This window comes from Xanthomonas indica, assembly GCF_040529045.1.
Classification (GTDB): Bacteria; Pseudomonadota; Gammaproteobacteria; order Xanthomonadales; family Xanthomonadaceae; genus Xanthomonas_A; species Xanthomonas_A indica.
Genome location: NZ_CP131914.1, coordinates 1,938,240 through 1,958,741, shown reverse-complemented (window position 1 = coordinate 1,958,741; position 20,502 = coordinate 1,938,240). Strand labels below are relative to the sequence as shown.

Sequence of the window (20,502 nt, the reverse complement as noted above, 5' to 3'; positions counted from 1 at the left end):
TCGTTCAGACCACCTGCAGCGCCGGGCCGGGCCTCCGGTCCGTCAGACCAGCTGCAGCTCGAACGCCTTCAGCACCGCCCGCGTGCGGTCGCGCACGCCGAGCTTGGAGAGAATGTTGGAGACATGGTTCTTGATCGTGCCCTCGGCCACGCCCAGCGAATTGGCGATCTCCTTGTTGGAGAAGCCGCTGGCCATCAGCCGCAGGATCTCGGTCTCGCGGTCGGTCAGCGGGTCGGGCCGGTCCAGGCTGACGAAATCGTTGCGCATGTGCTCCAGGCCCGAGAGCAGGCGCTGGGTCACCGCCGGCTGCACCAGCGAGCCGCCGGCGGCCACGGTACGGATCGCGCCGACCAGTTGTTCCAGCGACACGTCCTTGAGCAGATAGCCCTTGGCCCCGGCCTTGAGCCCGGCCAGCACCAGTTGGTCGTCGTCGAAGGTGGTCAGGATGATGGTCGGCGGCAACGCCGCGGCCCGCGACAGCACCTGCAGCGCCTCCAGCCCGGACATCGAGGGCATGCGCATGTCCATCAGCACCACGTCGGGCAGCACCTGCGGGATCAGCTCCACCGCCTGGCGGCCGTCGCTGGCCTCGGCCACCACCTCGATGCCGCCGTCCAGCGCCAGCAGCGAGCGGATGCCCTGCCGCACCAGGGTTTGATCGTCGACCAGGCAAACACGGATCATCACAACACTCCTTGGGGAACGGCGGGCGGCAGCAGGGTGGCGGCGCCGGGGACCGCGGCGCGCAGGCGGAAGCCCGCGCCGGGCGCGGCGGTCACGTCCAGGCTGCCGCCGTACTGGCTCAGGCGCTCGCGCATGCCGCGCAGGCCGTTGCCGGGGGCCAGGGTCTCGCAACCGCGGCCATCGTCGCGCGCCTGGATCACCACCTGCGGGCCGTCGCGGCGCACTTCGATCCACAGATTGTCGGCCTGGGCGTGGCGCACCGCGTTGGTGATGATCTCCTGGGTGCAGCGCAGCAACACATGCGCGCGCTCGGGATCCTCCACGGTCAGCGGCTCCTCCACCTGCAGATGGATCTGCAGCGACGGCACCCGCTCTGCCAGCGGCCGCAACGCCGCCGCCAGGTCGATCGCGCCGCTGTCGCGCAGCTGGCTGACCGCCTCGCGCACGTCGGTCAGCAGCAGCTTGGCCAGGGTATGCGCCTGCTGCACGTGCTCCTGGGCGCGGCCCTCGGTGATGTGGCCGGCCACTTCCAGGTTCAGGCTCAGCGCGGTCAAGTGGTGGCCGAGCAGGTCGTGCAGTTCGCGCGAGATGCGCGTGCGCTCGTTGACCCGGGCGCTCTCGGCCAGCAGCGCGCGGGTGGCGCGCAGCTCGGCGTTGAGCTGGCGCTGCTCCTCCCGCGCCTGGGTCTGCTGCCGCGCGACCAGGCTGGTGACGAAGATGAACATGGAAAAGCCGCCGTACAGCAGCGACTGCATCAGCGCCTCGAACGGCGGGAAGCCGATGGTCAGGTACACCGGCAGCACCGCCAGCTGGCTCAGCAGCAGCCAGGCCACGCCGGCACGCACCGGTAGCAGCCAGGGGATCACCCCCGCCGCCACCATCATCAGGATGCTGCCCAGCCCCGACCGGTGCAGATAGCCGACCGCCAGCGCGCAGATGGTCAGCAGCACCAGCATGCCGCGGTCGTACCAGCGCACGCCGTCGCCGCTGTGCAGGCGCCGGGTCAGCAGGAAATAGACCACGCCGAAGCCCAGGTAGCTGGTCAGCAGCAGCCACACCTCGCCGCTGGGCATCCGTCCCGATTCCTCGACCGGCTCCCAGTACAGGTACAGCAACGGCATGCAGATGACGGCCCAGGTGAACAGGCCGGCATAGCGCAGAACGCGGGTATGGCTGAGATATCCCAACATGCAGCCATCTTAGGATGAACGGCGCGCATTGCACCCCCACGGAAGTCATGCCGGCGCGGCTCGCCGCCCCGGGTCGCGCGTGCGATAATCCGGCCCGGCGGCCCGCACGGGGCCGCGCGCGCATCAGCAATGGAGTCTCAATGTCGATCGTCATCCGCGACGTGCGCGAGCACGAGCTCGATTCGGTCCTGGCCCTGAACAACAACGCCGGACTGGCGATCCTGCCGCTGGATTCGGCCAAGCTGCACCGCTTCTACGAAACCGCAGAGTACTTCCGCGTCGCCGAGCGCGACGGCAACCTGGCCGGCTTCCTGGTCGGCTTCGGCAGCGACAGCGACCACGACAGCAGCAATTTCGCCTGGTTCCGCGAGCGCTATCCGCAGTTTTTCTATATCGACCGCATCGTGGTGGCCAGCCGCCGCCGCGGCGGTGGCGTCGGCCGGGCGTTCTACGCCGACGTGCAGAGCTATGCCGAGTTGCGCTACCCGCAACTGGCGTGCGAGGTTTTTCTGGATCACGGCGCCGATGCGGCGCTGCTGTTCCATGGCAGCTTCGGCTTCCGCGAAGTGGGCCAGAACACGATGAACGAAGTGGAGGTGCGTGCGAGCATGCTGTTGAAGGATCTGTGCAGTTACGCCTGGGTGCGCGAAACCTACGGCGACACCCTGCCCGAGCTGCCTTGGGCCGGCCATGCCCATCGTCTGCAGCGGGCGCAGCGCCCGACCGGGACCTGAGCGTGTCGTCGGTGAATCTGGATTTCGAGCAGGCCGGCGAACTGAAGATCGGCCAGGTCGGCATCGCCAACCTGCGCGTGCGCACGCTGGACGTGGCGCGGCTGAGCCAGGAGATGCGCGAGCGCGTGCAGCGCGCGCCCAAGCTGTTCGGCCGTGCGGCGGTGATCATCGATTTCGGCGGCCTGGCGCAGACCCCGGACACGGCCACCGCGCAGGCGCTGCTGGACGGCCTGCGCGACGCCGGCGTGCTGCCGGTGGCGCTGGCCTACGGCACCCGCGAGATCGAGGAACTGTCGGTGACGCTGGGCCTGCCGCTGCTGGCCAAGTTCCGTGCGCAGTACGAGCGTTTCGATGGTGGCGCCCCCGCCGCCGCGCCGGCGCCGGTCTCGCCGCCGCCGCCGCCTCCGCCGCCGCCCGCTCCGGCGGCGCGGCCGCAACCCGGGCGCATGCAGAAGAACGCGGTGCGCTCCGGGCAGCAGCTGTATGCGGAGAATTGCGACCTGACCGTGATGGCCACCGTCGGCGCCGGCGCCGAGGTGATCTCCGACGGCAGCATCCACATCTACGGCACCTTGCGCGGTCGCGCGCTGGCCGGTGCCCAGGGCAACACCGAGGCGCGGATCTTCTGCCGCGACTTCCACGCCGAACTGGTCGCCATTGCCGGCCACTACAAGGTGCTGGACGATATTCCCAAGGAACTGCGTGGCAAGGCCGTCCAGGTCTGGCTGGAGCAGGACCAGATCAAGATCGCCGCGCAAGACTGACGCGGCCCCAACACGAACGTATCAGGAGATAGTCCTTTGGCTGAAATTATCGTTGTCACCTCCGGCAAGGGCGGCGTCGGCAAGACCACCACCAGCGCGAGCCTGGCCTGCGGGCTGGCGCGACGCGGCAAGAAGGTCGCCGTGATCGACTTCGACGTGGGCCTGCGCAACCTCGACCTGATCATGGGCTGCGAGCGCCGCGTGGTGTACGACTTCGTCAACGTGGTGCACAACGAAGCCACGCTGAAGCAGGCGCTGATCAAGGACAAGCGCTTCGACAACCTGTTCGTGCTGGCCGCCTCGCAGACCCGCGACAAGGACGCGCTGACCCAGGAAGGCGTGGAGAAGGTACTCAAGGACCTGGCCGCCGACGGCTTCGACTACATCGTCTGCGACTCGCCGGCCGGCATCGAGAAGGGCGCGTTCCTGGCGATGTACTTCGCCGACCGCGCGGTGGTGGTGGTCAATCCGGAAGTGTCCTCGGTGCGCGACTCCGACCGCATCCTCGGCCTGCTCGACTCCAAGACCCACAAGGCCGAGAGCGGCAAGAGCCTGCCCGCGTTCCTGCTGTTGACCCGCTACAGCCCGGCGCGCGTGGAAACCGGCGAGATGCTGAGCATCACCGACGTGGAGGAAGTGCTCGGCCTGAAGGCGATCGGCGTGATCCCCGAGTCCGGCGACGTGCTCAACGCCTCCAACAAGGGCGAGCCGGTGATCCTGGACGGCGAATCCCCGGCCGGCCAGGCCTACGAGGACGCCGTGGCGCGCATCCTCGGCGAGGAACGTCCGATGCGTTTCATCTCCGTGGAGAAGAAGGGCTTCTTCACCAAGTTGTTCGGAGGGTGAGCATGGGACTATTCGATTTCCTCAAGACCAAGAAGAACACCGCCGAGACCGCGAAGAACCGCCTGCAGATCATCATCGCGCAGGAACGCAGCCAGCGCGGCGGCCCGGACTACCTGCCGCTGCTGCAGCGCGAGCTGCTGGAAGTGATCAAGAAGTACGTCAACATCGACGCCGACGCGGTCAAGGTGGACCTGGTCAAGGACGGCGAGCACGACGTGCTCGACATCTCCGTCGCCCTGCCGGAAGGGCCCACGCCCTGAGGCCGCGCGTCGGCCGTGGCCCGTGCCGCGGCTGACGTGCCGGTCCAGGCCGGCGCCGCGACGGGCCGTGCCTGCCGCGATCGGGCGCGCCGCCGCGCCCTTCCCTCCCAACGACGTTCAGACGATGCAGACCCACGCCGCCCTTCCCGCTGCCGCCGCCCAGGTCCTGACCGTGGGCGCCATCGGTCTGGACGCGCCGCGCGCGCTGCTGGCCGGCTACGGGCTGGCCCTGCACCGCGTGGCCGACGGTGCCGCCATTCCCGGCAGCTACTGGGGCGAACCGGAGGCCGGGGTGATCGCCAGCGACGTCTACGTGCGCGACGACACGCCGGTGCATTCGCTGCTGCACGAAGCCTGTCACCTGATCGTGCTGCCGCCGCAGCGGCGCGCGCAGGTGCATACCGATGCCACCGACTCGGTGGAAGAGGAAGACGCCACCTGCTACCTGCAGATCGTGCTGGCCGATGCGCTGCCCGGCGTCGGCCGCGCACGGCTGATGGCGGACATGGACGCCTGGGGCTACACCTACCGGCTGGGCTCCACCCGCGCCTGGTTCGAACAGGACGCCGACGACGCGCGTGCCTGGCTGGCGCAACGCGGGCTATTGCCGGCGCAGGCCTAGCGTTCTTTCCTAGGGCGCGGGCGACGGCGACGCCGCGCCCTGGTGCTTCAAGGCGCTGCTCAGGTCCAAGGTCGCGCGGGTGCCGCTGCCGGCCAGCGAATCCAGGTGCAACGCCCAGCCCAGGTGCTCGCACAACCGCGCGATCAGGTCCAGGCCGATGCCGCTGCCCTCGCGGCTGCCGCCGCCGCGCGCCATGCGCATGTAGATCGCGCTGATCTCTTCCGGGCTCATGCCGTGGCCGGGATCGTCGATGCAGACCACGCCCGGCGCCGGCATGGTGATCTCGATCCGGCCCTTGTCGCTGTTCTCGATGGCGTTGCGCAGCAGGTTGCCGATGGCCACCTGCACGATCGCCAGCGGGGTCAGCACCTCGCACGGCGGCAGCGGCGCCAGCACCAGTTCCAGGCGCTTGTCCGCGCACAGGTGGCGGTGATCCTCGACGATCTCCGGCAGCAACTGGTCCAGCCGCACCAGGTCGTTGCCGCGCGCCAGCCGCGCCGGATCCTTGGCCAGCACCAGCAGCAGCGAGATCAACTGGCCCACGCCGCTGGCGGTGCGGCGGATGCGCAGCAACTGGTTGCGTACGCTGGGCGGCACGTCGTGCTGCTCCAGCGCCAGTTCGGCGGCGCCGCCGATCACCGCCACCGGGGTGCGCAGTTCGTGGCTGGTGCTGTCGATGAAGGCGCGCTCGCGCTCCACGAACAGGTCGTTGCGCGCCAGGTAGTCGTTCAGCGCCTCGGCGATCACCACCTGCTCGGCGCTGGCGCGCGGATGCACCTCGATGCGCTGCCCGGGCCGGTCCGGCCGCAGGCTGCCGATGCGCTGGGCCATGTCGATCAACGGCTGCACCACCCGGCCCATGCCCCAGGCCACCAGGGCGCCGAGCAGCAGCACCGCCACCGCGTTGGACACCAGCATCCACAGCGCCAGATTGTCCTCGTGGTCGTGCAGTTCGGTGATGTCCAGCGCCAGCGCCAGGCGGCGCCCGCGCACGTCCTGCACCAGCACCACCTTCTCGCTGCCTTCCAGCTGCACTTCGTCGTGCAGGCCGGGACCCAGTGCCGCCACCGCCGGCGGCAGCGGCGCGCCGCCCTCGTCGCCGTACAGGCTCACCGTGCGGGTGTCGATCCAGCGGTACTCCGGGTCGGCCGCGCTGCGCGCCAGGAAGTGGTCCAGCTCGGAGGTCAGCAGCGAGCGCCAGGTGAGCTGCTCGGCCTGGTCGTTGACGATGTAGCCATGCACGAACACCGCCAGCGACAGCAGCGCCGCGTAGCCTACCAGCCACAGGGTCAGCCGCTGCCGCAGCCCGGCCCTAGTCGGCATGCTCGCCCTCGTGGGGGCCGACCACCGCCAGGCGGTAGCCGATGCGCGGCAGGGTGTGGATCAGCTTGGCCGCGAACGGGCCGTCGACGCTGCGGCGCAGGTCGTAAATGTGCGAGCGCAACATGTCGCCGTCAGGCGGCTCGTCGCCCCACAGCGCCTGCTCCAGGCGGTCGCGGGTGACCGCGGCCGGGCTGGCCTGCATCAGCACCTCCAGCAGCTTGCGGCAGGCCGGGTACAGGTGCAGGGTGCGCCCGCCGCGGGTCACCTCCAGCGTGGACAGGTCCAGTTGCAGGTCGCCCACCCGCAGCAGCTTGCTGCGGCCGCGGCCGCTGGCGCGCACCAGCAGCGCCTCCAGCCGCACTTCCAGCTCCGGCAGCGCGAACGGCTTGGTCAGGTAGTCGTCGGCGCCGGCGCGGAAGCCGGCGATCTTGTCCGGCAACTCGTCGCGCGCGGTCAGCATGATTACCGGCACGTCGGCGTGGTGTTCCTCGCGCAACGCGCGCAGCACCTGCTGCCCGTCCAGCCGCGGCAGCATCCAGTCCAGGATCAGCGCGTCGTAGCGCTGGGTGGTGGCCAGGTGCAGCCCGGTGACGCCATCCGGTGCCGCATCCAGGGTGTGGCCGCGCACCTCGAAGTAGTCGAACAGGTTGGCGACCAGGTTCCGGTTGTCTTCTATGACCAGCAGCCGCATGGGGGCGCTCGAATTCGGGGGACGGACCCGCCCATGCTAGCGGAAGCGTGTCGGAACGCCGTCAGAACGGCGGCGCGTCTTGATCGAATCTCGACAAAACCTGGAAAGGATCCCAACACGACGGTCTCAGGCTGCCCTCCCCGCACGCCACCGCCGAGGCCCGACCGCCCCGCTCCCGAACCCCTTCCCACCTCCAGACGCCGGTGGCCCGGCGCTTGCATGACCGCGGCCGTGCGCAACCTTTGCTGAAGCCTCGGCCCTCCCATCCCGCAGTTCCGACAGCTATCCGACACCTGCAACCCGACCATGCCCCCACTTTCCCGCCGCCCCTGGCCGCCTTCGTCGACCATGCTCAGTACGCCCCTGCGATTGTCCGCTGCGGCGGCGCCCTCCCTCGGCGCACGCCGGTACTTCTATCTCTCCCACCTGTGGGTGCCGCTGACGCTGGTGCTGCTGGCCAGCACGGTGCTGATGGGCCTGGGTGGCGATTTCTGGATCGCCGACCTGCTGTATCGCTGGGAAGGCGGGCAATGGGCGCTGAAGGATGCGGCGCTGACCCGTAGCCTGATCCACCACGACGGCAAGATGCTCAGCGCCGCGGCGTGGGCGGTGACCGCCGCGCTGGCGGTGTGGGCGTGGCGCCGTCCCGATGGCCGCCGCTACCGTCTGCCGTTGCTGTACCTGTTGCTGGCGGTGGGGCTGAGCACCGGGGTGGTGTCGCTGCTGAAGTCGGTGACCCACATGGACTGCCCCTGGGACCTGACCCGCTACGGCGGCGAGCGGATCTTCGTGGGCCTGTTCGAGACCCGCCCGGCGGGCATGCCGCGCGGGGTATGCTTCCCCGCCGGTCATTCCAGTGCCGGCTATGCCTGGGTGGGGCTGTACTTCGTCGCGCTGGCGCTCAAGCCGGCCTGGCGCTGGCCAGCACTGGCGATCGGCCTCGGGGGAGGCTTGCTGTTCGGTCTCGGCCAACAGCTGCGCGGCGCGCATTTCATGTCGCACGACCTGTGGACGCTGGCCCTGTGCTGGGGCGTGGCACTGGGCCTGTACCGGGCGATGCTGTGGCCGGACGCGATGGCGTCGCAGGCCGACCGGCGCCTCTCCATCACCAACGATTCCGCCGCATGAGCCATCCCGTCGCCCCGCCCTCGCCGTCCACCGCCTCCCGCGCCCGCTGGTGGGCCTGGCGCCCGCAGTTGAGCAACGAGATGCTGGCGCTGGCCGCCAGCGCGTTCTTCGCGCTGGCCTGCAACGGCATGTTCTGGCGCAGCGCGATGAGCGGCCACGCCGGCGACGTGAAGCTGGCGCTGTCGCTGTTCCTGCTGCTGCTGGCGGTGCACGGCCTGCTGCTCGGCCTGCTGCTGTGGCGCGGCATCGCCAAGCCGGTGCTGACGGTGCTGCTGATCACCACCGCGTTCGCCGCGCACTACATGAACAGCTACAGCGTCTACCTGGACGCGGACATGCTGCGCAACGTGCTGGCCACCGACCACAAGGAATCGCGGGAGCTGATGACCCCGGCGCTGATCGCGCCGCTGCTGTTCTACGCGGTGCTGCCGATCCTGGTGCTGTGGCGGGTACGGCTGATCCGGCGTTCGCCGCTGAAGGCGCTGGCGATCCGCGCCGGTTTCCTGGTCGGCATGCTGGCGCTGGGCGGCATCGCCGCGATGCTCTCGTTCCAGGACCTGTCGGCGATGATGCGCAACCATCGCGAGATCCGCTACCTGGCCACGCCGATCAACTACCTGGTCGCGCTGCGGCAGAACTTCAAGTCCGACAGCCCCACGCGCAAGGCGCCGAAACTGCCGCTGGAACACGACGCCAAGGCCACCGCGCGCGCGCCGGGCAGCAAGCCGCGGCTGCTGGTGGTGGTGCTGGGCGAGACCGCCCGCGCGCAGAACTGGGGCCTCAACGGCTATGCGCGGCAGACCACGCCGGAGCTGGCCAAGCGCGACGTGATCAATTTCCCCGACATGCACTCCTGCGGCACCAGCACCGAGGTCTCGGTGCCGTGCATGTTCTCGCCGTTCGGCCGCCACGACTACAACGAGAGCAACATCCGCAAGCACCAGTCGCTGCTGCACGTGCTCGAGCACGCCGGCATCGCCACGCTGTGGCGCGACAACCAGTCCGGCTGCAAGGGCGTGTGCGATGGCCTGCAGATCCAGCACCTGGACGATGCCAAGGATCCGCAGCTGTGCAGGGACGGCCGCTGCATGGACGAGATCCTGCTGCAGGACCTGGCCGCGCAGGTGCGCGCCAAGCCCGGCGACCGCGTGGTGGTGCTGCATCAGCTCGGCAGCCACGGCCCCAGCTACTTCGAGCGCTACCCGGCCGCGTTCCGCCGCTTCACCCCGACCTGCGACACCGCCGACCTGGGCAACTGCAGCCGCGAACTGATCACCAACGCCTACGACAACACCCTGCTGTACACCGATCACCTGCTGGCGCGCACCATCGACACGCTGCAGGCGATGCCCGACTACGACACGGCGATGATCTACCTCTCCGACCACGGCGAGTCGCTGGGCGAGAAGGGCCTGTACCTGCACGGCGTGCCCTACGCGATCGCGCCGCAGGAGCAGACCCACGTGCCGATGGTGATGTGGTTCTCGCCGGGCTTCGCCAGCGCGCGCGGCCTGGACCTGACCTGCCTGCAGGCGCGGTCGCGCAAGTACGCCGACCAGGACAACCTGTTCCCGTCGGTGCTGGGCTTGATGCAGGTCAGGACCGGCGTCTACGACCGATCGCGCGACCTGTTCGCGCAGTGCGCCAAGCCGCAATGACCGAGCGTCCACGCGCCGCCCTGGCGTGATCGGACATGGCGGCGCGGCCAAGGGCGCGCCGCTCGAACTTGCGGCGGTGCGGGCGGGCCACTAGCCTTCCGGGCAATCGCCCTGCAAGGATTCGCCGTGAACCACCACTCTCCGCTGCTCGCGCTGTGCCTCGGCGCGAGCCTGCTGACGCTGTCCGCCTGCCGCAAGGAACCCGCGGCCGAGACCGCCGCCCCGGCCGCAGCGCAGCCCGAGGGCGAAAGCGCCGACCAGTTCGTCGCCCGCATCAACGAGGAGTACCGCGCGCTGCTGCCGGAACTGACCGCGGCGCAGTGGCTGTCGGCCACCTACATCAACGGCGACAGCGAGCGGCTGGCGGCCAAGGCCAATGCGCGCTGGCTGACCACGCTCAACGGCTGGATCGCGCAGGCGCGGCGCTACGATGGCAAGCCGATGTCGGCCGACAGCGCCCGCGCGCTGCGCCTGCTGCAACAGATGACCGCGATGCCGGCGCCGCGCGATCCGGCGCGGCTGGCCGAACTGGCCGCGCTGGCGACGAAGATGGAGGGCGCCTACGGCGCCGCGTCCTACTGCACCGGCGAGGGCGATGCGCGGCGCTGCCGGCAGTTGGGCGAACTGGAGGACGTGCTGCGCCGCAGCCGCGACTACGACCAGCAACTGGATGCCTGGCAGGGCTGGCACGCCGCCGTGCAACCGATGCGCAAGGACTACCAGCGCTTCGTCGAACTGGTCAACGAGGGCGCGCGCGACATGGGCTATGCCGACACCGGCGCGCTGTGGCGCAGCGGCTACGACATGCCGCCCGCGCAGCTCGCCGCCGAGACCGACCGGCTGTGGACCCAGGTCAAGCCGCTGTACGAACAGCTGCATTGCTACGCGCGCGGCAAGCTCGACGCCGAATACGGCAAGGACAAGGGCGAGGTGGCCGGCGGCCTGCTGCCGGCGCATCTGCTCGGCAACATGTGGCAGCAGGACTGGAGCAACCTGTGGGACCTGCTGCAGCCCTATCCCGGCGCCGGCAGTCTGGACATCACCGACGCGCTGGAACGGCAGTACCAGGGCGACCTCAGTGCGGCGCTGGCGCGGCGCAACGGCGATACCTCGGCGGAGGCGCGGTTCATGGCGCAGCGCGAGGCGCAGTTGCTCAGCGCGCGACAGATGACCGAGCGCGCGCAGGACTTCTACACCTCGCTGGCGATGCCCAAGCTGCCGGACAGCTACTGGACGCGCAGCCAGTTCATCAAGCCACTGGACCGCGACGTGGTCTGCCACGCCAGCGCCTGGGACATGGACATGGCCGGCGACGTGCGCACCAAGATGTGCGTCAAGCCGAACGAAGAGGACTTCACCACCATCTACCACGAGCTCGGCCACCTCTATTACGACCTGGCCTACAACCCGCTGCCGCCCCTGTTCCAGGGCGGCGCCAACGACGGTTTCCACGAAGCCATCGGCGACACCGTGGTGCTGGCGATGACCCCGCAGTACCTGCATTCGATCGGCCTGGTCGACGCGCCGCAGGTCGGCCGCGAGGCACTGATCAACGCACAGATGCGCATGGCCCTGAGCAAGGTGGCGTTCCTGCCGTTCGGGCTGATGATCGACCGCTGGCGCTGGGGCGTGTTCGACGGCTCGATCGCCCCGGACCGCTACAACCAGGCCTGGTGGGAGCTGAAGGCCAAGTACCAGGGCGTGGCGCCGGCCACACCGCGCGGCGAGGACTTCTTCGACCCCGGCGCCAAGTACCACGTGCCGGCCAATACGCCGTATACCCGCTACTTCCTCTCGCACATCCTGCAGTTCCAGTTCTACAAGAGCCTGTGCGATGCGGCCGGCTACAAGGGCCCGCTGTACGAGTGCACCTTCTACGGCAACAAGGAAGCCGGGCAGAAGTTCTGGTCGATGCTGCAGCGCGGCGCCAGCCAGCCGTGGCAGGCCACGCTCAAGGAACTGACCGGCAGCGAGCGCATCGACGCCGGCCCGCTGCTGGAATACTTCGCGCCGATGCAGGAATGGCTCAAGCAGCAGAACCAGGGGCGGATGTGCGGATGGGATCCCGCGGCGCAGGCGTCGGCACAGGCCAGTCCGGCCACCCCCGCTGCATCCGCGCCCATGCCGGCGCCCAAGACGCCACCGCGCCAGCGCTGAGCAGCCACGCGTCCCGCTAGCGGATCAGTCGTCGGCCAGCCGCGCCCAGCGCTCGTGGTCGCGCCAGATCCCGCCGATGCGCAGGTAGCGCGGCGAATAGCCTTCGCGGCGGAAGCCGGCGCGCTGCGCCAGGGCCAGCGAGCGGGTATTGTCCGGCTGGATGTTGGCTTCCACCCGGTGCAGGCCCAGTTCGGCGAAGGCGTAGGCCACGCACAGGCGCAGCGCATGCGTCATCAGCCCACGGCCCTCGCAGCCGGCCATGGCGTGGTAGCCCAGGTAGGCGCTCTGGAAACAGCCGCCGACCACCTGGCTGAAGGTGAACAGGCCAGCGAGCGCGCCCGTGCTGCGTTCGCGCGCCAGCAAGGCGATGTTGCTGCCGTCCAGGGTCTGCGCGTACCAGGCCTCGAACCCAGGCACGTCGGTGAACGGATAGGTCCACGGGTGATGCAGGGCGACGCTGGCGCGGTGCGCCTGGACCAGCGCGATGCCGTCGCGGCGCCGCACCCGCGCCAGCGACACGGCCTCCTGCGCAGCCTGGGCGGCGCTCTGGCCCATGGCCTCAGGCCGGCGCCGCCGCGCCGCCGTCGTCGCGGCGCATGACCTGGGCGTGGCGCGTCTTGAACTCTTCGAAGCTCAGGCCCTGCGCCTGCGCATCGGCATGCGCGGCGTCCTTCAGCGCGTCCGAGTACATCAGCCGCACCGGCGTGCCGGCGCGCTCGTGCAGCTCCGCCGCCTGCATGATCAGCGACAGCACCTGCGCGGCGCTCTCGCTCTGCCCGGCGATGCGCCCGTCCATGCCCAGTACCCACTCGCCGTCACGGCGCACGATGCCGGCAAGCAGGGTGCGCTGCTGGTCGCGCAGCTCCGCGTGCGGTTCGATGGGCGCGGCCGGCGCGGCGCCCTCGGCGCGGTGGCGCAGGCGCTCGGCCAGCTTCTTGCGCAGATCGCGGCGCTGCTTGGACTGGATGGACATGCGGTTTCCTCAACGATGACCCGACGACGATAGCCCAACCGCGGCCATGCTCACAGCGGATCGGCCGGCTCCAGCCGCGGCACCTGCGCGTCCGGCCGCGGCAGGCGCTTGCCGCTGCGCCGCTCCCAGCGCCAGAAGCCCCAGCCCAGCAGGAAGAACGCGCCCGAGCCCAGCGCCAGGTGCAGCGCATGGCCGCTGAGCAGCGGCGACAGCACCCCGGCCACCAGCACGGTGACCATCAACTGGGTGAAGGCCTGCAGCGACGAGGCCAGCCCACGCTGGCGCGGATACATGTCCAGCACCGCCAGCGCCAGGATCGGGAAGATCAGCGCGGTGCCCAGGCCGGCGAAGAAGATCGGCAGCACCGCCCACGGCAGCGCGATGGCCGGCGCCAGCGCGGTGTAGGCGATGTTGCCGGCCATCGACAGGCCGCAGCAGACGAAGCCGAAGCGCACCTGGCGCATCGGCCCCAGCCGCCCGGCCATGCGCCCGGACAGGAACGCGCCCAGGGTCATGCCGCCGATGGTGGGCAGGAACAGCCAGGCGAAGTCGCGCTCGGTCTTGCCCAGCAGATCGATCATGAACACCGGCGCCGAGGCGATGTACAGGAACACCCCGCCGAAATTGAACGCGCCGGCCGCGGCCAGGCGCTGGAAGCGCGGATTGAGCGCGATGCCGATGTAGTCGCGCAGCAGCGTGCGCGGTGCCAGCGGCGTGCGCGCCTGCGGCGGATGCGTCTCCGGCATCCAGCGCAGGGTCGCCACCAGCAGCAGCGAGGAGAAGCCGACCAGGAACCAGAAGATCATCGGCCAGCCGCGGCCGCTGCCCAGGATCCAGCCGCCGATGATCGGCGCGATCGCCGGGGCGATGCCGAACAGCATCGACACCTGGCTCATCAGCCGCTGCGCATCGTCGCCGTGGAACAGGTCGCGGATCACCGCGCGGCCGACGATCATGCCGACCCCGGCCGAGATGCCCTGCAGCGCGCGGAAGGTCAGCAGCGTCGGCAGGTCGCGCGAAAGCGCGCAGCCGGCCGAGGCCAGGATGAACACGATCAGGCCGGCGACGATCACCCGCCGCCGCCCCAGCGCGTCGGACAGCGGCCCGTGCGCCAGGCCCATCACCGCGTAGGCCAGCAGGTACACGCTCACCGTCTGCTGGATCGCCACCGGATCGGCGTGCAGGCGCTGCGCCAACTGCGGGAACGCCGGGAAGATGGTATCGATGGAGAACGGGCCGAACATCGCCAGCCCGGCCAGCAACAGGGCCATGCGGCGTGTGGACACGGACGGGAGCGTCATGGGGACATCATCCTGAAAGCCGGCCGCGGCGGCCACAGGACGGGCGCACACGCGACGACGCCGTCCGGCATGGACGGGCGTGAGAGAAAGGGGTGCGGCCATGATACGCGCGACGGCCGCCTGCGCGCATCCACCATGGCTTGCCCATTCAGCCTGGCGTGGGGACGAACGGCCCGCCGTGGGCGCCGCCGGCCACGCTATAATCGCGGTGCAGCAAGGTGGGAGAAGCGGGGCGACCCGCTGCCGAAGGCGCAAACGCCCGTAATCGCTCAGGCCCGATACCACCCGCACCAAGACTCTGGAGAGACCGGTCAAACCCGGCGCCGAAGGGGCACGAAGCGCAGCGCCAGCCGCCGCTTCCAAACTCTCAGGCAAAAGGACAGAGGGGCATTGGGAAGACGCGTGCTTCCCGTCGATCGTGCCCGCCGCTGCGGCCCGACGATGGCCTTGCGCGCGTCCCCGCCTCCTCGTGCCTTCCTCAGCCGGACGACTGCCATGTCTCACACCTCTTCGCTGCGCGACCTCGAACACCATTCGGCCTTCATCGAGCGCCACATCGGCCCGAACGACGCCGAGATCGCGCACATGCTGCGCACCGTCGGCCACGACTCGCTGGAGGCGATGACCGACGCGATCGTGCCCGGCAACATCAAGTCGCCGGCCGCGCTGGCGCTGCCCGACGCCATCACCGAGGAAGAGGCGCTGGCCAAGATCCGCGCCATCGCCGACAAGAACACCGTGTTCCGCAGCTTCATCGGCCAGGGCTACTACGGCACCCACACGCCGAAGGTGATCCTGCGCAACATCCTCGAGAACCCGGCCTGGTACACCGCCTACACCCCGTATCAGGCGGAAATCTCGCAGGGCCGCATGGAAGCGCTGATCAACTTCCAGACCATGTGCGCCGACCTCACCGGCATGGAGATCGCCAACGCCTCGCTGCTGGACGAAGCCACTGCCGCGGCCGAGGCCATGACCCTGGCCAAGCGCTCGGCCAAGTCCAAGTCCGACACCTTCTTCGTGCACGACGCGGTGCACCCGCAGACCCTGGAACTGCTGCGCACCCGCGCCGAGCCGCTGGGCATCGTGCTGCGCGTGGGCACGCCGGAGGAAGCGCTGCAGGCCGAGTGCTTCGGCGTGCTGCTGCAGTATCCCGATAGTTTCGGTCACATCGGGGACCACAAGGCGCTGGCCGACGCGGTGCACGCGCAAGGCGGCCTGGTCGCCGTCGCCACCGACCTGCTCGCGCTGACGCTGATCGCCGCGCCCGGCGAATGGGGCGCGGACATCGTGGTCGGCAACTCGCAGCGTTTCGGCGTGCCGTTCGGCTTCGGCGGCCCGCACGCCGCGTTCATGGCCTGCCGCGACGCCTACAAGCGCTCGATGCCGGGCCGCCTGATCGGCGTGTCGATCGACGCCGCCGGCAACCCCGCCTACCGCCTCACCCTGCAGACCCGCGAGCAGCACATCCGCCGCGAGAAGGCCACCTCCAACATCTGCACCGCGCAGGTGCTGCTGGCGGTGATGGCCTCGATGTACGCGGTCTACCACGGCCCCGAGGGCCTGGTGCGCATCGCCCGCCGCACCCACCGCCTGGCCGCGATCCTGGCCGCGGCGCTGCGCGGCGCCGGCGTCGCCGTCGGCGAGCGCTTCTTCGACACCCTGCACGTCACCGGCGTCGACGCCGAGGCCATCCATGCCAAGGCGCGTGCGGCCGGCATCAACCTGCGCGCGATCGACAGCACCGCGCTGGGTATCAGCCTGGACGAGACCGCCACCCGCGCCGACGTGATGGCGCTGGCGCAGCTGTTCGGCGCGCAGGCCGACGTGGACGCGCTCGATGCCGCCACCCCCGACGCGCTGCCGCCGCAGCTGCTGCGCCACAGCGCGTTCCTGCAGCATCCGGTGTTCAACACCCACCACAGCGAGCACGAACTGCTGCGCTACATGCGCGCGCTGGCCGACAAGGACCTGGCGATGGATCGCACCATGATCCCGCTCGGCAGCTGCACCATGAAGCTCAACGCCACCGCCGAGATGATCCCGGTGACCTGGCCGCAGTTCGGCGCGATCCATCCGCTGGCCCCGGCCGAGCAGAGCGTGGGCTACAAGCAACTGATCGACGAACTGGAAGCGATGCTGGTCGAGTGCACCGGCTACGACGCGGTCAGCCTGCAGCCCAACTCCGGCGCGCAGGGCGAGTACGCCGGCCTGCTGGCGATCCGCGCCTACCACCGCGCCCGCGGCGAAGGCCATCGCGACATCTGCCTGATCCCCGAATCGGCGCACGGCACCAACCCGGCCTCGGCGCAGATGTGCGGCATGACCGTGGTGGTGACCAAGTGCGACGGCAACGGCAACGTCGACGTCGCCGACATCCGCGCCAAGGCCGAGAAGTATTCCGACCGCCTGGCCGCGCTGATGATCACCTACCCGTCCACCCACGGCGTGTTCGAGGAAGACGTGGTGGCGATCTGCGAGGCGGTGCACGCGCACGGCGGCCAGGTCTACACCGACGGCGCCAACATGAACGCGCTGGTCGGCCTGGCCAAGCCCGGCAAGTGGGGTTCGGACGTGTCGCACCTGAACCTGCACAAGACCTTCTGCATCCCGCACGGCGGCGGCGGCCCCGGCGTCGGCCCGTGCGCGGTGAAGGCGCACCTGGCGCCGTACCTGCCGCGCACCCTCGGCGGCGACGGCGACGTCGGCATGGTCTCGGCGGCCAGCTTCGGCTCGGCCTCGATCCTGCCGATCAGCTGGATGTACATCACCATGATGGGCAACAGCGGGCTGCGCAAGGCCACCCAGGTCGCGCTGCTCAACGCCAACTACATCGCCAAGCGCCTGGCGCCGTACTACAAGACGCTGTACACCGGCCGCAACGGCCTGGTCGCGCACGAATGCATCCTCGACGTGCGTCCGCTGGAGAAGACCAGCGGCATCGGTGCCGAGGACATCGCCAAGCGCCTGATCGACTTCGGCTTCCACGCGCCGACGCTGAGCTTCCCGGTCGCCGGCACGCTGATGGTGGAGCCGACCGAGAGCGAATCGCAGCACGAGCTGGACCGCTTCATCGACGCGATGATCCAGATCCGCGAGGAGATCGCCGCGATCGAGGACGGCCGCCTGGACCGCGAGGACAACCCGCTCAAGCACGCCCCGCACACCGCCGCGCAGGTCACCGCCAGCGAGTGGACCCACGCCTACCCGCGAGAGCTGGCCGCGTTCCCGCTGCCGACGCTGAAGCAGCAGAAGTACTGGCCGCCGGTGGCGCGCGTGGACAACGTGTACGGCGACAAGAACGTGATGTGCGCGTGCATCCCGGTGGAGGCGTACAAGGAAGACGCGGTGGTCTGACCGCAACGTCGTTCGACGATGCATCCGAGACCCAGCCTCGCGCGCGAGGCTGGGTTTTTTTATGCGTGCGCATCGCGCACCGCGGTAGACAAGTGCGCCGTCACACGGCGCGTTGTACGGCCCGTTCACGCCGTGCCGCCCAGGATCGGGACTTCCGCCACGCCCGCGCCTTCACGTATCGGGCACACCACCGCGACGCCCTCTTCCGCCACGCACCGGAGCGACCTTCCATGGCCAGCCGCAAGCGCACGCCCAGCGATTCCACATCATCCACCGCCCTCGTTTCCACCGCTGCGCCTGCCGATCAGCGCGGCCATGGCGATGAGTTGCATCAGCAAGCCGGCGGCACGCATCCGCCGCTGACCACCAACCAGGGCATTCCGGTCGCCGACAACCAGAATTCGCTGCGCGCCACCCCGCGCGGGCCGACCCTGCTGGAAGATTTCATCCTGCGCGAAAAGATCACCCACTTCGACCACGAGCGCATTCCCGAGCGCATCGTGCACGCGCGCGGCAGCGCCGCGCACGGCTACTTCGAGCTGACCGCCTCGCTGGCCAAGTACACCACCGCCTCGCTACTGACCGAGGTCGGGGTGAAGACGCCGGTGTTCACCCGCTTCTCCACCGTGGCCGGCGGCGCCGGCTCGGTGGACACCCCGCGCGACGTGCGCGGCTTCGCGGTCAAGTTCTATACCAAGGAAGGCAACTGGGACCTGGTGGGCAACAACATCCCGGTGTTCTTCATCCAGGACGCGCTGAAGTTCCCGGACCTGATCCACGCGGTGAAGATGGAGCCGGACCGCGGCTTCCCGCAGGCGGCCAGCGCGCACGACACGTTCTGGGACTTCGTCTCGCTGATGCCCGAGTCACTGCACATGATCATGTGGGCGATGAGCGACCGCACCATCCCGCGCTCGCTGCGCATGATGGAAGGCTTCGGCATCCACAGCTTCCGCCTGCTCGACGCCGAAGGCCGCAGCACCTTCGTCAAGTTCCACTGGCGCCCGAAGCTCGGCCTGCAATCCACGATCTGGGACGAGGCGGTGAAGCTGGCCGGCGCCGATCCGGACTTCCACCGCCGCGACCTGTTCGAGGCGATTCAGCGCGGCGACTTCCCGGAATGGGAACTGGGCGTGCAACTGTTCACCCAGGAACAGGCCGACAGCTTCCCGTTCGACCACCTGGACGCCACCAAGCTGATCCCGGAGGAACTGGTGCCGCTGCAGATCGTCGGGCGCATGGTGCTGGACCGCTGGCCGGACAACTTCTTCGCCGAGACCGAGCAGGTGGCGTACTGCCCGGCCAACATCGTGCCCGGCATCGACTTCTCCAACGATCCGCTGCTGCAGGGCCGCCTGTTCTCCTACCTGGACACCCAGCTCAGCCGCCTGGGCGGGCCCAACTTCCACCAGTTGCCGATCAACGCGCCGAAGTGCCCGTTCGCGAACATGCAGCGCGATGGGCACATGCAGATGGGCGTGCCCAAGGGCCGCGTCGCCTACGAACCCAGCTCACTGCAGGCCGACAGCCCGCGCGAGACCGCGCGCGGCTTCGTCAGCCATCGCACCCAGCCCGACGACGGCGCCAAGGGCCGCGTGCGTGCCGAGAGCTTCGCCGACCACTACAGCCAGGCGCGGCTGTTCTACCGCAGCCAGACCCCGCCGGAACAGGCGCACGTGGCCTCGGCGCTGGTGTTCGAACTGTCCAAGGTCGACACCGCGCACGTGCGCGAGGCCGTGGTCGGGCACCTGCGCCACATCGATCCCAAGCTGGCGCAGCGCGTCGCCGACGGCCTGGGCATGGACGGATTGCCACCGGCACCGCCGGCCGCGGTCGCCCCGCAGGATCTGCCGCTGTCGCCGGCGCTGCAATTGATCGGGCGGATGAAACCCACCCTGCAGGGCCGCGCGATCGGCATCCTGATCGACGAGGGCTCGGACGCCAAGACCGTGCGCGAGCTGCGCAAGGCCGCCAGCGACGCCGGTGCCGCGGTCAAGATCGTGGCACCCAAACTCGGCGGTGCCGTGCTCAGCGACGGCAAGCGCCTGATCGCCGACGGCCAGTTGGCCGGCACGCCCTCGTTCGTGTTCGACGCGGTGGCAGTGGTGCTGTCGGCCGAAGCCGGCAAGCGGCTGAGCAAGGAATCGGCAGCCATCGACTTCGTCAGCAACGCCTTCGCCCACCTCAAGGCCATCGCCGCCGACGCCGGCGCGCAGCCGCTGCTGAAGGCCGGCAACGTGCAGAAGGATGCCGGCGTGATCGAGGCCAGCGACAGCAAGGGCTTCGTCGCCGCCGCAAAGACCCGGCAGTGGAGCCGCGAGCCGAAGCTGCGCCTGTTGGCCTGAGCAATGCGGTGGTTCCCGCTGTGGCGCCGCACGGTGGCGCCGTGGCGAGACCCGCATTTCCGCCACCGTCCGCCGCCCTGAAGAGGCGTATGAGACAGGCTCCGGGACCTAGGTGACAGCCGCCCGAAAATCGCCTGGTCAATTTTTCGCCACCCCTCTTGACACTGTTGTGTCACGGGCCGGCGTCGGCCTTATCCACAACCTTATGCAGAAGTCATCCACACCCCCTGTGGACAACGGGGCGGATGCGCCTTCACCTCTACCAAACCACCAAGTAATTGATTCAGAACAAAAAGCAATGTCACGGACTTGACAAGATTGGGCCAAGCAGCTCCTGGGCGGCCAGCCGCCAGGCGCGACGGCAAAAACTTATCCCGAACCCCGGCGGGGCGTGTCTACCGCCACCCCAGGTGAAGGGGGCGTGAAAATTTCACATGTCGACGACGGACGGTGAGCCGACCTCCCAAAG

At 69.5% G+C, this 20,502-nt stretch carries 17 protein-coding genes and 1 riboswitch; of the genes, 10 read left to right on the top strand and 7 right to left on the bottom strand.

All coding sequences use genetic code 11. From position 1 onward, the window contains the following. Positions 1–42: 42 nt before the first annotated feature. The gene (locus Q7W82_RS08545; RefSeq protein ID WP_010341202.1) at positions 43–684 is read right to left on the bottom strand and encodes a response regulator transcription factor; all 642 of its coding nucleotides are present in this window, start codon (positions 682–684) and stop codon (positions 43–45) included. Next, a complete protein-coding gene (locus tag Q7W82_RS08540; RefSeq protein WP_242156458.1) occupies positions 684–1,874 on the bottom strand; it encodes a sensor histidine kinase in 1,191 nt (396 codons plus the stop codon). The genes Q7W82_RS08545 and Q7W82_RS08540 overlap by 1 nt, the downstream gene beginning before the upstream one ends. 140 nt (positions 1,875–2,014) lie before the next feature. Between Q7W82_RS08540 and Q7W82_RS08535 the strand changes: the two genes are divergently transcribed. From Q7W82_RS08535 to Q7W82_RS08515, 5 genes are all read left to right on the top strand, one after another. Further along, complete coding sequence (locus Q7W82_RS08535; RefSeq protein WP_019801958.1) at positions 2,015–2,608, top strand: GNAT family N-acetyltransferase; 594 nt, start codon at positions 2,015–2,017, stop codon at positions 2,606–2,608. A 2-nt stretch (positions 2,609–2,610) separates the two neighbouring features. Continuing rightward, positions 2,611–3,372, top strand: coding sequence for a septum site-determining protein MinC (gene minC / locus Q7W82_RS08530; protein ID WP_242156457.1), 762 nt, complete (start codon positions 2,611–2,613; stop codon positions 3,370–3,372). A gap of 36 nt (positions 3,373–3,408) precedes the next feature. After that, positions 3,409–4,218 carry a septum site-determining protein MinD gene (minD, locus tag Q7W82_RS08525; protein WP_048491491.1) on the top strand — a complete coding sequence of 270 codons (810 nt, stop codon included), beginning with the start codon at positions 3,409–3,411 and terminating at the stop codon, positions 4,216–4,218. A gap of 2 nt (positions 4,219–4,220) precedes the next feature. Then, entirely contained in the window at positions 4,221–4,478 is a 258-nt protein-coding gene (minE, locus tag Q7W82_RS08520) for a cell division topological specificity factor MinE (RefSeq protein WP_017910131.1), read from the top strand. A 124-nt stretch (positions 4,479–4,602) separates the two neighbouring features. Beyond that, a complete protein-coding gene (locus tag Q7W82_RS08515; protein ID WP_242156456.1) occupies positions 4,603–5,100 on the top strand; it encodes a hypothetical protein in 498 nt (165 codons plus the stop codon). Between the two features lie 9 nt (positions 5,101–5,109). Here Q7W82_RS08515 and Q7W82_RS08510 read toward each other — a convergent pair whose 3' ends face one another. Both Q7W82_RS08510 and Q7W82_RS08505 read right to left on the bottom strand, forming a co-directional pair. Then, on the bottom strand, positions 5,110–6,423 hold the full coding sequence (locus Q7W82_RS08510) for a HAMP domain-containing sensor histidine kinase (RefSeq protein WP_242156455.1): 1,314 nt from the start codon (positions 6,421–6,423) through the stop codon (positions 5,110–5,112). Continuing rightward, complete coding sequence (locus Q7W82_RS08505) at positions 6,413–7,114, bottom strand: response regulator transcription factor (RefSeq protein ID WP_010340248.1); 702 nt, start codon at positions 7,112–7,114, stop codon at positions 6,413–6,415. The genes Q7W82_RS08510 and Q7W82_RS08505 overlap by 11 nt, the downstream gene beginning before the upstream one ends. 348 nt (positions 7,115–7,462) lie before the next feature. Between Q7W82_RS08505 and Q7W82_RS08500 the strand changes: the two genes are divergently transcribed. The 3 genes from Q7W82_RS08500 (at position 7,463) to Q7W82_RS08490 (ending at position 12,057) form a co-directional block, all read left to right on the top strand. After that, on the top strand, positions 7,463–8,242 hold the full coding sequence (locus Q7W82_RS08500; protein WP_242156453.1) for a phosphatase PAP2 family protein: 780 nt from the start codon (positions 7,463–7,465) through the stop codon (positions 8,240–8,242). Continuing rightward, complete coding sequence (locus Q7W82_RS08495) at positions 8,239–9,900, top strand: phosphoethanolamine--lipid A transferase (RefSeq protein WP_242156451.1); 1,662 nt, start codon at positions 8,239–8,241, stop codon at positions 9,898–9,900. The genes Q7W82_RS08500 and Q7W82_RS08495 overlap by 4 nt, the downstream gene beginning before the upstream one ends. 126 nt (positions 9,901–10,026) lie before the next feature. Further along, a complete protein-coding gene (locus Q7W82_RS08490) occupies positions 10,027–12,057 on the top strand; it encodes a M2 family metallopeptidase (protein WP_242156449.1) in 2,031 nt (676 codons plus the stop codon). A 24-nt stretch (positions 12,058–12,081) separates the two neighbouring features. Here Q7W82_RS08490 and Q7W82_RS08485 read toward each other — a convergent pair whose 3' ends face one another. The 3 genes from Q7W82_RS08485 to Q7W82_RS08475 are packed head-to-tail and all read right to left on the bottom strand — an operon-like array spanning position 12,082 to position 14,331. Then, a complete protein-coding gene (locus tag Q7W82_RS08485; RefSeq protein WP_242156448.1) occupies positions 12,082–12,612 on the bottom strand; it encodes a GNAT family N-acetyltransferase in 531 nt (176 codons plus the stop codon). A gap of 4 nt (positions 12,613–12,616) precedes the next feature. Further along, positions 12,617–13,030 (bottom strand): hypothetical protein, encoded by a 414-nt coding sequence (locus tag Q7W82_RS08480; RefSeq protein WP_242156447.1) that lies wholly within the window; start codon positions 13,028–13,030, stop codon positions 12,617–12,619. A 50-nt stretch (positions 13,031–13,080) separates the two neighbouring features. Further along, positions 13,081–14,331, bottom strand: a complete 1,251-nt coding sequence (locus Q7W82_RS08475) for a multidrug effflux MFS transporter (protein WP_242156446.1) — start codon at positions 14,329–14,331, stop codon at positions 13,081–13,083. Between the two features lie 288 nt (positions 14,332–14,619). Next, positions 14,620–14,724: riboswitch (glycine riboswitch) on the top strand. Between the two features lie 102 nt (positions 14,725–14,826). Here Q7W82_RS08475 and gcvP point away from each other — a divergent pair. Further along, positions 14,827–17,688, top strand: a complete 2,862-nt coding sequence (gene gcvP, locus Q7W82_RS08470; RefSeq protein ID WP_242156445.1) for an aminomethyl-transferring glycine dehydrogenase — start codon at positions 14,827–14,829, stop codon at positions 17,686–17,688. 230 nt (positions 17,689–17,918) lie between these two features. Then, positions 17,919–20,033 carry a catalase gene (locus tag Q7W82_RS08465; RefSeq protein WP_242156444.1) on the top strand — a complete coding sequence of 705 codons (2,115 nt, stop codon included), beginning with the start codon at positions 17,919–17,921 and terminating at the stop codon, positions 20,031–20,033. The last annotated feature ends 469 nt before the right edge of the window (positions 20,034–20,502 follow it).

Excerpts from the sequence above, each read along its gene's own strand:
- Q7W82_RS08500 (WP_242156453.1), top strand. The coding sequence starts at position 7,463 with ATGCTCAGTACGCCCCTGCGATTGTCCGCTGCGGCGGCGCCCTCCCTC.
- minE (WP_017910131.1), top strand. The coding sequence starts at position 4,221 with ATGGGACTATTCGATTTCCTCAAGACCAAGAAGAACACCGCCGAGACC.
- Q7W82_RS08510 (WP_242156455.1), bottom strand. The coding sequence starts at position 6,423 with ATGCCGACTAGGGCCGGGCTGCGGCAGCGGCTGACCCTGTGGCTGGTA.
- Q7W82_RS08515 (WP_242156456.1), top strand. The coding sequence starts at position 4,603 with ATGCAGACCCACGCCGCCCTTCCCGCTGCCGCCGCCCAGGTCCTGACC.
- Q7W82_RS08505 (WP_010340248.1), bottom strand. The coding sequence starts at position 7,114 with ATGCGGCTGCTGGTCATAGAAGACAACCGGAACCTGGTCGCCAACCTG.
- gcvP (WP_242156445.1), top strand. The coding sequence starts at position 14,827 with ATGTCTCACACCTCTTCGCTGCGCGACCTCGAACACCATTCGGCCTTC.
- Q7W82_RS08495 (WP_242156451.1), top strand. The coding sequence starts at position 8,239 with ATGAGCCATCCCGTCGCCCCGCCCTCGCCGTCCACCGCCTCCCGCGCC.
- Q7W82_RS08545 (WP_010341202.1), bottom strand. The coding sequence starts at position 684 with ATGATCCGTGTTTGCCTGGTCGACGATCAAACCCTGGTGCGGCAGGGC.
- Q7W82_RS08475 (WP_242156446.1), bottom strand. The coding sequence starts at position 14,331 with ATGACGCTCCCGTCCGTGTCCACACGCCGCATGGCCCTGTTGCTGGCC.
- Q7W82_RS08485 (WP_242156448.1), bottom strand. The coding sequence starts at position 12,612 with ATGGGCCAGAGCGCCGCCCAGGCTGCGCAGGAGGCCGTGTCGCTGGCG.
- Q7W82_RS08535 (WP_019801958.1), top strand. The coding sequence starts at position 2,015 with ATGTCGATCGTCATCCGCGACGTGCGCGAGCACGAGCTCGATTCGGTC.
- Q7W82_RS08465 (WP_242156444.1), top strand. The coding sequence starts at position 17,919 with ATGGCCAGCCGCAAGCGCACGCCCAGCGATTCCACATCATCCACCGCC.
- Q7W82_RS08480 (WP_242156447.1), bottom strand. The coding sequence starts at position 13,030 with ATGTCCATCCAGTCCAAGCAGCGCCGCGATCTGCGCAAGAAGCTGGCC.
- Q7W82_RS08540 (WP_242156458.1), bottom strand. The coding sequence starts at position 1,874 with ATGTTGGGATATCTCAGCCATACCCGCGTTCTGCGCTATGCCGGCCTG.